Origin of the sequence: Proteiniphilum sp. X52 (genome assembly GCF_003712195.1) — a bacterium.
Classification (GTDB): Bacteria; Bacteroidota; Bacteroidia; order Bacteroidales; family Dysgonomonadaceae; genus Proteiniphilum.
Window position 1 is genome coordinate 47871 of the sequence record NZ_RDSD01000025.1, and the last position, 13744, is coordinate 61614.

General features: G+C 47.3%; 13 protein-coding genes. 5 read left to right on the top strand and 8 right to left on the bottom strand.

Going from position 1 to position 13744, the window contains the following annotated elements; all coding sequences use genetic code 11:
* Nucleotides 1-8 precede the first annotated feature (8 nt).
* The 7 genes from D7D25_RS15320 to D7D25_RS15350 all read right to left on the bottom strand — a co-directional run bounded on the left by D7D25_RS15320 (nucleotide 9) and on the right by D7D25_RS15350 (nucleotide 7132).
* Entirely contained in the window at nucleotides 9-1067 is a 1059-nt protein-coding gene (locus tag D7D25_RS15320; RefSeq protein ID WP_122969803.1) for a M20/M25/M40 family metallo-hydrolase, read from the bottom strand.
* A gap of 118 nt (nucleotides 1068-1185) precedes the next feature.
* Nucleotides 1186-1974 (bottom strand): acetylglutamate kinase, encoded by a 789-nt coding sequence (gene argB, locus D7D25_RS15325; RefSeq protein WP_122969817.1) that lies wholly within the window; start codon nucleotides 1972-1974, stop codon nucleotides 1186-1188.
* A gap of 96 nt (nucleotides 1975-2070) precedes the next feature.
* Complete coding sequence (locus D7D25_RS15330; protein WP_122969804.1) at nucleotides 2071-3024, bottom strand: N-acetylornithine carbamoyltransferase; 954 nt, start codon at nucleotides 3022-3024, stop codon at nucleotides 2071-2073.
* Nucleotides 3021-4145 carry an aspartate aminotransferase family protein gene (locus tag D7D25_RS15335; protein ID WP_122969805.1) on the bottom strand — a complete coding sequence of 375 codons (1125 nt, stop codon included), beginning with the start codon at nucleotides 4143-4145 and terminating at the stop codon, nucleotides 3021-3023. The genes D7D25_RS15330 and D7D25_RS15335 overlap by 4 nt, the downstream gene beginning before the upstream one ends.
* A 215-nt stretch (nucleotides 4146-4360) precedes the next feature.
* Complete coding sequence (argC, locus tag D7D25_RS15340) at nucleotides 4361-5335, bottom strand: N-acetyl-gamma-glutamyl-phosphate reductase (protein ID WP_122969806.1); 975 nt, start codon at nucleotides 5333-5335, stop codon at nucleotides 4361-4363.
* Nucleotides 5328-6518 carry an argininosuccinate synthase gene (gene argG / locus D7D25_RS15345; RefSeq protein WP_122969807.1) on the bottom strand — a complete coding sequence of 397 codons (1191 nt, stop codon included), beginning with the start codon at nucleotides 6516-6518 and terminating at the stop codon, nucleotides 5328-5330. Before argG ends, argC begins: the two co-directional genes overlap by 8 nt.
* Nucleotides 6515-7132, bottom strand: coding sequence for a GNAT family N-acetyltransferase (locus D7D25_RS15350; protein WP_122969818.1), 618 nt, complete (start codon nucleotides 7130-7132; stop codon nucleotides 6515-6517). Before D7D25_RS15350 ends, argG begins: the two co-directional genes overlap by 4 nt.
* A gap of 420 nt (nucleotides 7133-7552) precedes the next feature.
* On the opposite strand from D7D25_RS15350, the gene D7D25_RS15360 reads away from it, so the two are divergent.
* The 5 genes from D7D25_RS15360 (at nucleotide 7553) to D7D25_RS15380 (ending at nucleotide 13540) form a co-directional block, all read left to right on the top strand.
* Nucleotides 7553-8884, top strand: a complete 1332-nt coding sequence (locus D7D25_RS15360; RefSeq protein WP_255417343.1) for a KamA family radical SAM protein — start codon at nucleotides 7553-7555, stop codon at nucleotides 8882-8884.
* Nucleotides 8885-9010: 126 nt separating this feature from the next.
* Nucleotides 9011-9772, top strand: coding sequence for a ParA family protein (locus tag D7D25_RS15365; protein WP_122969810.1), 762 nt, complete (start codon nucleotides 9011-9013; stop codon nucleotides 9770-9772).
* A 322-nt stretch (nucleotides 9773-10094) separates the two neighbouring features.
* Nucleotides 10095-11003, top strand: a complete 909-nt coding sequence (locus tag D7D25_RS15370; protein WP_122969811.1) for a ParB/RepB/Spo0J family partition protein — start codon at nucleotides 10095-10097, stop codon at nucleotides 11001-11003.
* 6 nt (nucleotides 11004-11009) lie between these two features.
* The gene (locus D7D25_RS15375) at nucleotides 11010-11783 is read left to right on the top strand and encodes a DUF5683 domain-containing protein (RefSeq protein ID WP_148038953.1); all 774 of its coding nucleotides are present in this window, start codon (nucleotides 11010-11012) and stop codon (nucleotides 11781-11783) included.
* Between the two features lie 47 nt (nucleotides 11784-11830).
* Nucleotides 11831-13540: a lytic transglycosylase domain-containing protein gene (locus tag D7D25_RS15380; RefSeq protein WP_122969813.1), complete on the top strand. Its 1710-nt coding sequence runs from the start codon at nucleotides 11831-11833 to the stop codon at nucleotides 13538-13540.
* On the opposite strand, the gene D7D25_RS15385 is transcribed toward D7D25_RS15380, so the two are convergent.
* The coding region (locus D7D25_RS15385; RefSeq protein ID WP_148038954.1) for a T9SS type A sorting domain-containing protein at nucleotides 13541-13744 on the bottom strand (204 nt) is incomplete at its 5' end.

A 13744-nucleotide genomic window follows, 5' to 3' on the forward strand; every position in this document is an offset into this window, starting at 1 on the left:
ATGTTTTGTCACTTCATTAAATTGTTTATCAAACGGATATATCCTTCGATACCCTGTTTGAGTTCCTCTGTCAATACGAACTCATCGGGGCGGTGGGAGCGCGCTGATTCCCCAGGCCCCATTTTCAGGGCAGGGCAGGTGACCCTCATCCAGTCCGACGTGGTTGGGGAGGTATAGCTTTCAATGCCGAGTTGTCGCACGCATCGCAGTAACAGGTGATCAGCCGGTGTGGCTGAGCTCCGATTGGTAAGCGAGCGTGCTTTCAGTCCGCTTTTCACTTTCGGTTGGAGTATCTCCATGATCTCGCTGTTGGTGTACATTTCTGTGGGTCGGATATCCACCACAAAACTGCACCGGTCAGGAACCACATTATGTTGTGTGCCGGCATTGATCTGCGTGACGGTCAGTTTCACCTCTCCCATCGTGGGTGATATCTTGTCGAACCTCATCGCTCTCAGGACGGCAATATCGTCCAGTGCGATATAAAGTGCGTTTACTCCCTCGTCACGGGCGGCATGACCGCTCATCCCCTTCGCCTCCCCGTCGATCACCAGCAATCCTCTTTCGGCTATGGCAGCCCTCATGCCGGTCGGTTCACCGATAATGGCCATATCCACTTCGTCGGAGAGTTTCCGCCAAAGCAACGTCATTCCATTCCGACCGGAGTTTTCCTCTTCCGCGGACAAAGCCAACAAGAGATTAACAGGTAGTTCCTTTTCGTAGAAATATAGGAATGTCTGCAACAGAGTAACCACACTGGCTCCCGCATCATTACTCCCCAGTCCGTAAACATGTGAATGGGTGTGGGGTGGGGTGAATGGATCGAAGGTGTATCCGGCGTTGGGTTGGACAGTATCGAGATGCGAGTTTAACATCAGCGTTGGTTTCGACTCGTCGTGACGGGGTTGACGGACAATCAGGTTATTGCCGACACGCTCTGTGGAAATCCCTTTTTCATTGAAATATTCCGTCAGAAAATTGCTCCGCAAATCCTCCTCTCCGGAAAATGATCGGATAGAAACCAGTTTCCTTAGCAGTTCAACCGCGTTTTGTGTGAAAATATCCATAAGAAATTACCAATTACCAATTACCAATTACCAATTACAAATTCAATTCTTCATTCTTCATTCTTCACTCTTCATTCTTCATTCTTCATTCTTCACTCTTCACTCTTCACTCTTCACATCAGCCTAACACCGTCCCTTTTCCGGATAATAAGTTTTTCGCATGTAAAACCACCACTTTCGACACCCCATTCTCCATGGCCCTGAAAGAATTGTCAAGTTTTGGGATCATGCCCTCGACGATAATGCCCTTTTGTTTGTATCTTTCATACTCTTCCCTGGTCATCCTCGGAATCATACTGGCCGGATCGTTCACATCCATCATTACCCCTTCTTTCTCGAAGCAGTAATAGATCGAGACAAGATACTTTCCCGAAAGTGCCGTTGCTAATGTATAGGCGATGGTATCGGCGTTGGTGTTCAGCAATGAACCGCCACCGTCGTGCGTGATGGCACAAAACACCGGGGTGATGCCGCTCTCTATCAGTTGAGAGATAAAAGCCGTGTTGGTTTTATCCGGATCAGGATCGCCGGCAAAACCAAAATCGACCGGTACGGGAGAGCGACGTGTTGCCGGAATGGTATTGGCGTCGGCACCTGAGAGCCCGAGGGCATTGCATCCTGTTTTTTGGAGTAACGCCACTATGTTTTTGTTTCCCCATCCCGCATATACCATGGTAACCAATTTCAGCGTTTCTTCGTCGGTGATGCGGCGGCCATCTATCATTTTGGTCTCGATCCCAAGTTGTTTTGCCATCTTGGAAGCCATCACCCCGCCGCCGTGTACCAAGAGTTTATGCCCTTCGAGTTGATGAAAGTCATTCAGGAAGGGTTCCAGTGCTTCCGGATTATCTACTATATTGCCCCCGATCTTTACAATTGAAAGGGCCGCTTTTTTGCTCTCTGTCATGTTGATATAGGTTGATTCAGATTGGATGGGATTGAAGAAGGTTGATGAGTCGGTTTTCGTTTTCCCACTTTCCCACTTTCCCACTTTCCCACTTTTTTACAATCCCAGTAATATCTCTTTCAGCACCACTTGTGCTGAAACCACACGGTTAGCCGCTTCCGGGATCACAATCGATCGCGGGCTTTCGATCACCTCGTCGCTGACGATCATGTTGCGGCGTACCGGCAGGCAATGCATGAAATAAGCGTTATGAGTCAGGGCCATTTTTTCGGTGTCTACAGTCCATGCGCGGTCGGTGCTTAAGATTTTTCCGTAGTTCGGATCCTGGTATGCCGCCCAGTTTTTGGCATAAATAAAGTCGGCTCCTTTGTAGGCTTTCTCTTTATCATATTCCACTACGGCATTCCCGACAAACTCGTCGTCCAGTTCATATCCTTCGGGATGGGTGATCACGAATTCATAGCCGGCAGCGTTCATCCACTCGGCAAATGAGTTGGGAACCGCCTGGGGTAACGCGCGCGGATGGGGTGCCCAGGTGAGCACTACCTTCGGCTTCTCTGTTTTTTTATACTCTTCCATAGTGATCAGGTCGGCAAAACTTTGCAATGGATGGCGTGTGGCTGCCTCCATGCTGAAGACCGGTTTACCCGAATATCGTATAAACTGATTCAGTATGACTTCATTATAATCATACGCCTTGTTTTCGAACTGGGCAAAAGAGCGTACCCCGATCACATCGCAGTAGGAGCCCATCACGGGAATCGCTTCCAGGATATGTTCCGGTTTATCTCCATCCATAATGACTCCTTTTTCGGTCTCTAACTTCCAGGCGCCTTGATTGATATCGAGTACAATCACGTTCATGCCGAGGTTCAATGCCGCTTTCTGGGTGCTCAGGCGGGTACGCAGGCTTGAATTGAAGAAGATCATCAACAAGGTTTTATTTTTACCCAGTTCCTGGTCTGCAAAGGGGTTCTCTTTGACCTGTTTTGCCTTTGCAAGTGCACTTTTCAAGTCTCCGATGTCATGCACGGAAGTGAAGTTTCTCATATCAATTTATCTTTTAGTTCAGTAATAAAAGTGTCGATTTCTGCTTTTGATATCGAAAGTGAAGGTAACAGACGCATCACGTTGTTCTTTGCCCCGCCGGTGAAAATATGGCTTTCATAAAGAAGCCGGTCGCGAACGGCTCCACATTCCGGAAGGAATTCGACACCGAGCATCAATCCCCGTCCGCGGATCTCCGCGATACCGTTTATTTCCGATAGCTCCTGTTTCAGATAATCACCCATATACGCCGCATTTTCCACCAGCGACTCCGCTTTCAATACATCGAGAACTGCGATGGCGGCAGCACAAGCCAAATGATTGCCTCCGAAAGTGGTCCCGAGGATTCCCTTTTTTGCTTCGAATTGGGGTGAGATGAGTAAACCTCCGATCGGAAAACCGTTACCCATCCCTTTGGCCATCGTAATCAAGTCGGGCCGTATGCCGGCGGATTGATGGGCAAAGAATTGTCCACTGCGGCCGTAACCCGATTGTATCTCGTCGAGGATCAATATAACGTTGTTTTGGCTGCAGAGAAGCGCCAGTTGTTGCAAGAATGAAGTTTCCGGAGTAAAAATACCGGCAACACCGAGTATGCCTTCGATAATAACTGCCGCCACATCACCTTTCAGGATTTCAGCTTTCACTGCTTCCATATCATTGAGTGGCACAAAGGTGACCTCATGCCCTGTGTTGAAAGGCGCTTGAATGGCCGGATTCTCCGTGACGGCGACCGCACCGGAGGTGCGTCCGTGGAAAGCCCCATGGAACGCGATCACACGTTTTTTTCCGGTATGGAACGATGCCAGCTTCAATGCGTTTTCATTGGCTTCGGCGCCGGAGTTGCAGAGAAAAAGCGAATAGTCGGCATAACCCGATTGTTCTGCCAGTTTATCGGCCAGTTCCTGCTGTAAGGAATTTTGTACCGAGTTGGAGTAGAAGCCGATCTTCTCTATTTGGTCTTGCACCGCTTTTACATAATGGGGATGAGAGTGTCCGATGGAGATTACCGCATGTCCGCCGTAAAGGTCGAGATACTTCGTCCCTTCACTGTCCCATACATGGCAACCCTGTGCCCGTATCGGTTCAATCTCCCATAAACTATATACGTCGAATAGATTCATCTAATGAAGTGAAGAATTAAAAATTAAGAATTAAAAATTAAGAATGAAGAATTAAAAATTAAGAATGAAAAGTGAAAAATGAAGAATGAAAAGTGAAGAAAGAATTCGGGAAGTTTGATTTGGGATGCTGCGTAATCACTTTTCGACCTTCCCATTTTTCGACCTTTCCACCTTTCGACCTTTCCACTTTCCCACTTTCCCTCCTTCCCACATTGTCAAAAAGCGCTTCCTTTCAGTTTCAGCCCTGTCGTTTCATCCAGTCCGAACATCAGGTTCATATTTTGTACTGCCTGTCCTGACGCGCCTTTTATGAGGTTATCGGTAATCGAGGTAATGTGGATATAGCCGTTATGAAACTCGATATGCAATAATCCTTTGTTGGTGTTTACCACCTCTTTCAGGCTGATGGGGTGTTGCGAGACAAAGACGAACGGGGACGACCGGTAATACTCTTCGTAAAGATCGACCACGGCAGCTTCGGGCATTGCCTCATTCCACTTTGTATAGACACTGGCAAAAATACCACGGGTGAAATCGCCCCGCATTGGCACGAAGTTGATCCGCGGTAGGTCGCTGTTACCCGCACTCGTCAATGTGTGGACGATCTCTTCCAGATGCTGATGTGTGAATGGCTTATATACGGAGATATTATTGTCGCGATAACTGAAGTGAGTTGTGTCGGCCGGCCGTTTCCCGGCACCCGTGGAACCTGTGATGGCGTGTATATGTATTTCGTCTGTCAAGAGATTCCGGGATGCCAGCGGCAATAGCGCCAGCATGATGGTCGTGGCAAAACAGCCTGGATTGGCTACGCTGTCTGCCGTGCGGATCTGTTCTCGATTTTGTTCGCACAGTCCGAACACAAAATTCCTGCCGTTAAATACCGGATCATTGCGGAAATCATTTCCAAGATCGATGATCTTGCATGAGGGAGGAACATCGTTGTCATTTAGAAACGCGCGTGAGAGTCCGTGTCCCAGGCAAAGGAAAAGCACGTCGGGTTGACGGAAAGTGTCGCTAAAGACCAGCTCGGTCTCTCCCAACAGGTCACGGTGCATCTCCGCCACGGGCATGCCCACCGAGGTGGTGCTGATGACCGTTTCAATATTGACTTCAGGGTGGCGGACCAGGATACGAAGCAGTTCGCCTGCCGTGTAGCCGGTTCCGCCAGCTATACTTACGTTAATCATTGTCGTGAATGGTGTAATAAATTTTCAACGGGTTGGCGATCACTTTTGTGAATCCTACCACATCCTGTCCGGAGAACGATTTGTTGGTCTCCCCGTATTCGCCGAATTTAGCGTTCATCAGGTCGTATTCGCTGGAACATCCCAATACCGCAAAATGGTAGGGACGCAATTCTATTTCCACCTCGCCGGTCACAAACTGCTGGGTGTCGTCGAGGAAAGTTTCGATATTGCGCATCACGGGCTCCAGATATTGTGCTTCGTGCATGAGTTGTCCGTACCAGTTGGAGAGCTGGTCTTTCCAGTAGAGTTGCTGTTTGGTGAGTACATGTTTTTCCAACAGATGATGCGCCTTGACGATGATCAGTGGGGCAGGCGCCTCAAAAGCCACACGTCCTTTGGTGCCGATGATAGTATCCCCTACGTGGACATCACGGCCGATACCGTATTTAGAGGCGATCTTGTGCAACCTGTGGATCAGTGTCACGGGTGGCATCTTTTCGCCGTTGAGTGAGACCGGTTCGCCTTTTTCAAATCCCAGGGTGATCCGCTCAGTACCCCAGTCGGTCACCTGCGACGGATACGCCTCTTCGGGGAGGACACCCGATGATTTCAACGTCTCCACACCTCCCACGCTGGTACCCCAGATACCTTGGTTGATGGAATATTTCGATTTCTCCCACGAGAAGTCGAACCCTTTCCCTTTCAGGTAGTCGATCTCCTGCTGTCGGGAAAGGCTTAGTTCGCGGATTGGCGCGAGGATTTGCACCTCCGGCGCCAGCACTTCGAATACAAGATCGAAACGTACCTGGTCGTTTCCGGCACCGGTACTTCCGTGCGCCACGAAATCAGCGCCTAGTTTCTTTACATGATCCAGGACGGCCATTGCCTGAAAGAAACGCTCGGAACTGACTGACAACGGATAGGTGTTGTTCTTTAATATGTTGCCATAGATCAGGTATCTGATACCTTTCTCATAATAATCCTCCACAGCATTGATACAGGTGTGCGTGGTAGCGCCCAGTTTCAGGGCTCGTTCTCCAATCGATTTTGCTTCTTCATCCGAAAAGCCACCGGTATTCACAATCACGGTGTGTACTTCCAGTCCTTTCTCATTGATCAGCCAAGGTACACAAAAGGAAGTATCGAGGCCGCCACTAAATGCTAATACTACTTTTTTCTTCATTTTTTATGCAATTTGTTGGTTTTCTTTATTTTGATGACCGGTTTGACCACCTTCTTGGCGAAGGGGCTGGCCTGCTGTGCCGGATGGGCTTTGGGGTCGTAAAGCAACCCTGTACACAAGCACATCTTGTAGTTGTTACGTTGCAGGATATCCAAATTCCGGCATCCCTGGCATCCTTTCCAGAACTCTTCATCGTCCGTCAGTTCTGAAAAAGTGACCGGCTTAAATCCCAGTTCCGTGTTCATTTTCATCACGGCCAGACCCGTAGTGATGCTGAATATCTTGGCGTTGGGGTAGAGTTTGCGGGAGAGATCGAATATTCTTCGTTTGATTTTCTTTGCTAGTCCCTGGTTGCGGTAATCGGGATGTACCACCAGTCCCGAGTTAGCCACAAAACGTTTGTGGCTGAAAGTTTCAATATAGGCAAAGCCCACGAGTTTATCGCCATCGAGGGCGATTACCGCTTTGCCGGCCTCGATCTTTTCAGCAATATACTCGGCGCTGCGCTTGGCAATACCGGTACCGCGTGCTTGCGCCGACTCGTAAATCAAATCGCAAATCTCTTGCGCATAACCTACGTAGCCGCTATTGGCTATATGAATAATAACATTCATCCTAAAACAATAAAAAATTAATGGGTTGTTGGCAGAGTGATGCCCGAAGGCGAAAAAAGATAAAAGGGGGAATGGCACGGAAACCGGGGTCTCCGTATAGGTCAAAAGCATCGTCGGACTAAAACGGTTGCTTTGGGGTAGTGTGTATGTGAAAAATATATTTTCATCAGGCTGCAAAATTAATCATTATATTTGTATTTACCGCGATACTTTGATGATAAATATTGCTTTTTCTTCAAAAATAGGCAAACTGATTTTTTATTTCGCCAAAAAATACAAAAATGTATTAATTCGGTTGTCTTTTTGATACTTTTGTCTTATTTTTGTTTATCTTGAACTGTGATCTAAACCCTCATTTCCCGGTACTCGGGTGCTTGTGCGCTTCCTGTGTTTCACCAAATAAAACATAATTCAATGGATATGGAGAATAAAAAGTATAGAAATTTCATTTTGCGTAACTATAATGACCTGCCCCAACTGAGTGCCCTCTCCGATCAGGAGCGGGAGGCCATTGGAGTGGTGGGAAGGGTACTGCCTTTCAAGGCGAACAACTATGTGGTGGAAGAGTTGATCGACTGGGGCAATGTGCCGGAAGATCCTATCTTCACGCTCACTTTTCCCCGGGAAGAGATGCTGGCGAAAACCCATTACGCGCAGGTGAAAAAATTGATCGACGCAAATGATGAGGCAGGATTGAAGCAGAAAGTGTATGATATCAGGATGAAGCTGAATCCCAATCCGGCGGGACAGGAACATAATGTGCCGATGGTGGATGGGATAAAACTACACGGCATGCAGCATAAATACCGCGAGACGGTACTCTTCTTCCCCAGTCAGGGGCAGACATGCCACGCTTATTGTACTTTCTGTTTCCGCTGGCCGCAGTTCTCCGGCATGAACGAGCTGAAATTTGCTATGAAAGAGGCAGATCTGCTCCATAAATATCTGTTGAAGCATCCCAAGGTGTCGGATGTGCTTTTTACAGGGGGCGATCCGCTTACGGCCAAAGCAAGTATCCTGTCGGCCTATATCGAACCGCTACTGACAAAGGAATTTTCACATATCCGTAATATCCGTATAGGATCTAAGACGCTGGCTTACTGGCCTTACCGGTTCCTGACAGACAAAGATGCCGATGACATGTTACGCTTGTTCGAGAAGGTGAAGAAAGCCGGAAAGCACCTTGCTTTTCAGGGACATTTCAATCATCCGGTAGAGCTCTCTACCGATGCGGTGAAACAGGCTATTGCGAGGATACTTAATACCGGTGCGCAGATCCGGACCCAATCCCCTTTGTTGCGTCATATTAACGATGATCCGAAGGTGTGGGCAAACATGTGGAAAGAGCAGGTCAGGCAGGGACTGATCCCTTATTATATGTTTGTCGCGCGCGACACAGGTTCCAAAACTTTTTTCGAAGTGCCGCTTGAAAAAGCATGGAATGTTTTCAGGAAGGCTTATCGGAATGTGAGCGGTATCTGTCGGACTGTCCGCGGCCCCAGCATGAGCGCTAATCCCGGAAAAATACAGGTGTTGGGTGTTACGCAAGTGAGAGGGGAGAAGGTGTTTGTGCTTCGCTTCCTTCAGTGCCGTAATCCCCATTTAGTGGATATCCCTTTCTTTGCCCGATACGATAAAAAGGCGACCTGGTTCGATGAACTCAAGCCGGCTTTCGGGGAAGAAGAGTTTTTCTTCCAGAAAGATAACCTGTTGGGTAAATACCAAAAAGATATCGATTTCATATGGGAATAGACACGCGGTTTCCTGTGTGGATTGTCTTGATTTCCCCTTTTTATCAACAAAAAAAACAATGTTTTAAATAATTAACACAGAGTTAACTGATTTATTACTTATTTTGTTGCCCGAAAACGGAATAATATGGGAAGAATCATCGCTCTGGCAAATCAGAAGGGAGGGGTGGGCAAGACCACAACCACGATTAACCTTGCGGCATCACTTGCCGCATTGGAAAAAAAGGTGTTGGTGGTGGATGCCGACCCGCAGGCTAACGCCTCCTCCGGTTTGGGTATTGATATTAAAAAAGCGGCAAATACTATTTATGAAGGGTTGATCGGTAAATGTGCCCCCGCGGAGGCGGTGCAACATACTCCATTTGAAAATATCGATATTATCTCGTCCCATATCAATCTGGTAGGCGCGGAATTGGAGATGGTGCAGATGGAGAACAGGGAGAAAAGGCTCAGGGATCTTTTGTATCCCATAAGAGGGCAGTATGATTTTATCCTGATCGATTGCTCGCCTTCATTAGGTATCATCACGGTCAATGCGCTTACTGCCGCCGATTCGGTATTGATACCCGTACAATGCGAATATTTCGCCCTTGAAGGGTTGAGTAAACTGCTGAATACGATAAAGATCATCAAATCGAAACTGAACACCAAGCTTGAAATAGAGGGTTTCGTGCTCACCATGTATGACTCCCGCCTGCGTCTTCATAATCAGATATATGAAGAAGTGAAACATCATTTCAAAGAGTTGGTGTTCACCACAGTTATTCAGCGCAATATCACACTCAGCGAATCACAGAGCCATGCCAAGCCGGCGCTTATGTACGATGCCGGTTCACGCGGGGCGACAAATCACATACAGCTGGCACAAGAGTTGATCGAAAAAAATTGAAATCTTCACTTTTTCTCGTCATGCCAAAAGACAAGTTTACCTGTCTTGTCCGCATTTGACTTAACGAAAAAGTTCAATTACTTGAGGCATTTTTCCGTGCTCGGCGAAACAAATAAATTTGTGCTGCTCTTGCTTAACGAAAATGTTCAATTACATTAGACATTTTCCGTGCTCGGCAAAACAAATAAATTTGTTCTGCTCTTGCTTAACGAAAATGTTCAATTACATTAGACATTTTCTGCGCTCGGCAAAACAAATAAATTTGTTCTGCTCTTGCTTAACGAAAATGTTCACTAACTTTGTACCCTTTATGGTATAGACTATGGCGAAAAAGAATGCATTAGGACGAGGATTGGATGCGCTGATCACCTTCAACGACGGTGAGACACAAGGCTCTTCTTCCATTAGTGAGGTGGAACTCGATAAGATTGTCCCCAACCCTGACCAACCACGTAGGGCATTCGATGAAGAGGGTTTGAGGGAGTTGTCCGCTTCCATTAAATCGATTGGTGTTATCCAACCTGTCACATTAAGGAAGCTGGAAGACGACACTTACCAGATTATTGCCGGAGAGCGTCGTTACCGCGCCTCTCAGATGGCGGGATTGTCTACCATCCCGGCTTATATTAAAACGGCTGACAATGATGAGATGATGGAAATGGCGCTGATTGAGAATATTCAGCGTGAGGATCTCAACTCCATAGAAATCGCCCTGGCATACCAGAATCTCATCGATGCCCTTTCCCTGACACAGGAACAGTTGAGCGAAAGAGTGGGCAAGAAGCGCGCGACTGTCGCCAATTACCTGCGCCTGTTGAAGCTTCCGGCGGAAGTGCAGATGGGAGTGAAAAACAAAAAAATTGACATGGGGCATGCCCGTGCATTGATCACCATGAACGATCCGGTGGCCCAACTTTCCCTCTACAACCTGATCCTTGAGGAAGGGCTGTCGGTGCGGAAAGTGGAGTCAATGGTGAAAGATTATGACGAAGGAAGGTTTGCCCAGCCACTAAAAGATGGCGGTAGCCCTAAGCCCAAAACCGGGAAATCAACCCCGAGACAACAATCGCCAGACGATTTTGATGCTTTAAAACAACATCTTTCTGCCTATTTCCAAGCCGATGTGCAGTTCAGTTATAACAAACGTGGCAAGGGTAAGATTACAATCCCTTTCGATTCCCCGGAAGACCTGGAACGTATTATCGTCATGTTTGATAAAATGCAAAAATAATTGCTGATGATGAATGTGGCTGGAATCCTTACTTGTTTGTCGATCCTTTTTTGCGCAGTGGATGTCCAGGCGCAGGATCATTCGCGAGAACAGCCCCAGGACAGTGTTCCCGTGTTAGTTGGAGATTCGCTTCTCCCACCGATACCTGACTCCGTTTCCGTGGATCTCAAAAATGGAAAGGAGGTGGCAGGAAAACAGGATTCCGTCCGGGCAAAAGCAGGCAGCCCGCTCATTGAAATAACTTCCGATAAATTTTTCGCACCGTCCCATATGTTTAGCCCTTCTCCACGGAAAGCGGTTATCTATTCGGCTCTCTTTCCGGGTTTGGGACAGATTTATAACCGTAAATACTGGAAATTACCTGTCTTGTACGGAGGTTTCGTGGGTTTGACGTATGCTATTACCTGGAATAACGGTTACTATCGCGACTATTTAGGCGCATATCAGGATATTATGGATGATAATCCCGAAACCATCCGCTGGCACAATATGCTGCCCTACGCCTACAGGGATAATCCGGAGTCAATAGATACTCAGTGGTTCACGAACGTATTGCAGCAAAGGAAGGATCACTATCGTTACTACAGGGATTTGAGTATTATCGGCACGGTGGCTGTTTATCTGGCTGCTATTGTAGATGCGTATGTGGATGCGCAGTTGTTTGATTTTGACATGAGTCCCGATTTATCCATGCGTATGACCCCTGTTATCATCAGGGAAGAAAGGGCTCATAGCTTTGGAACCTCCTCCTACGGAGTACAATTGAGTTTTAATTTTTAACAATTAAGGAACAAGGTTCATCCCTCCCGGATGGGCTATTTATTGGTATGAAGAGGACTATTTTTATTGGATTGATAACTGTATGGCTCGTAGCGGGGCTTACAGCCCAGAATACCCTGCCGGAAAATGCGCCGGAGGCTGTGTCTACCGTTGCGGATACCATTCAAGATAATGCAATTGTTTATCCGGAGAGTATGACGGAAAAACTGAGTGACCTGTTACGGAATTGGCAACTCGACCTGTCGAATGCGGAGATTGATTGTAAAAGGGGACACAATGTGGTCTTTCATGACTCAGTCTATATTAAAAAACTTCATAATCTACCTTCGGAGATGGAGCTCTCGTTCAATAGTGTGGTGAAGAATTACATAGAGATGTATGCCGTACGAAAAAGAGAGCAGGTGAGTTATATGCTGGCACTGGGCGACTACTACTTTCCGATGTTTGAGCAAGCGTTGGACAGACATGGACTTCCGTTGGAGCTAAAATATCTTCCTGTAATTGAATCAGCGCTCAATCCTGTGGCTGTGTCCCGTGCCGGGGCCACGGGGTTATGGCAGTTTATGCTGCGTACGGGTAAAGGTTACGGATTGGAGGTAAACAGCCTCGTGGATGAAAGGCGCGATCCTTATAAGTCCACCGATGCTGCCGCGCGTTACCTGAAAGATCTGTATGCTATTTATGGGGACTGGAATTTAGTAATCGCGGCCTATAACTGCGGGCCGGGGAATGTGAACAAGGCGATTGCCCGGAGCGGAGGCAAACGCGACTATTGGGAAATCTACTATCGTCTGCCGCGGGAAACAAGAGGATATGTACCCGCCTTTGTCGCTGCCAACTATATTATGAATTACTATGCAGATCATAACATCTGCCCTGCACACTCTTCATCCCTGACAGCCGCGCTCGATACAGTACAGGTGAATGAGAGGATACATCTGGAGCAAATTGCAAGAGTGCTGGATATCCCAGTGGGCGAGTTACAGCGGTTGAACCCCCAATTCAAACGGGATGTGATACCGGGTGATTTTAGAGCGCATGCGTTGGTGCTGCCAACGGAAAAGATGTATGCGTTTATCGATAAAAACGACACCATTATTAATTATGATAAGGAGCGGTATTTTACGCACAGGGCTAATACCGACGGTTTTCTGGATGGTTCGGTTTCATCGGTATCGGGAAATACAACCAATGTCTATTATCGGGTAAAAAAAGGGGATAATCTTTCCGCCATTGCCAGACGCAATGGTACGACCGTTGCCTTGCTCAAATCCTGGAACGGGCTTAGCTCCAACAAGCTCAATATTGGGAAACAGTTGATCGTGGGCAAAAAAGTAGTGCTACCCCAGGCGACGACGGAGAAACAGTTGGCGCAAGCTGTTACTGACAATCGCGATGGGGAAACCCGGACAGTCAATCAGTATTATCGGGTCAGAAAAGGTGATACATTGGGTGATATCGCGCGGAAAAACGGTATCCAGGTGGCACAGCTTCAATCATGGAATGGATTGAGCTCTTCCCGCATCGGCATCGGAGACCGGTTGATTGTCGGGAAGAAAGTAGTGCCTTCCCCTCAGGAGCCGGAATCCGGAAAGGGTGACTACAGTCGTGCCGAAACAGCGGCAGGAGGTAATATTGTTTCGTCTTACCTGAGAGGTCAGATTGAGAAAAAAGCAGGAGAGACCAAATTGCCGGATGAACCGGAAACTGTTTCCGCAATAGAAGGAGAGATCTCTATGGAATGGGAAGATAGGTGATTAGCTCACCAATACTTTTTTTACAGAGACAGTCCCATCAACGGTTTTAACCCGCACTATATAAACTCCTTTCGGAAGATGGATTGACGAATAGGAGTCTCTGTTTATACTGATATCAATGGTCTCATGATGGATCTTTATCCCCGATGAATAGAAAATCTCCCATTCGACCAATTCATAGTTTGATTCGATAAATATCCGTTT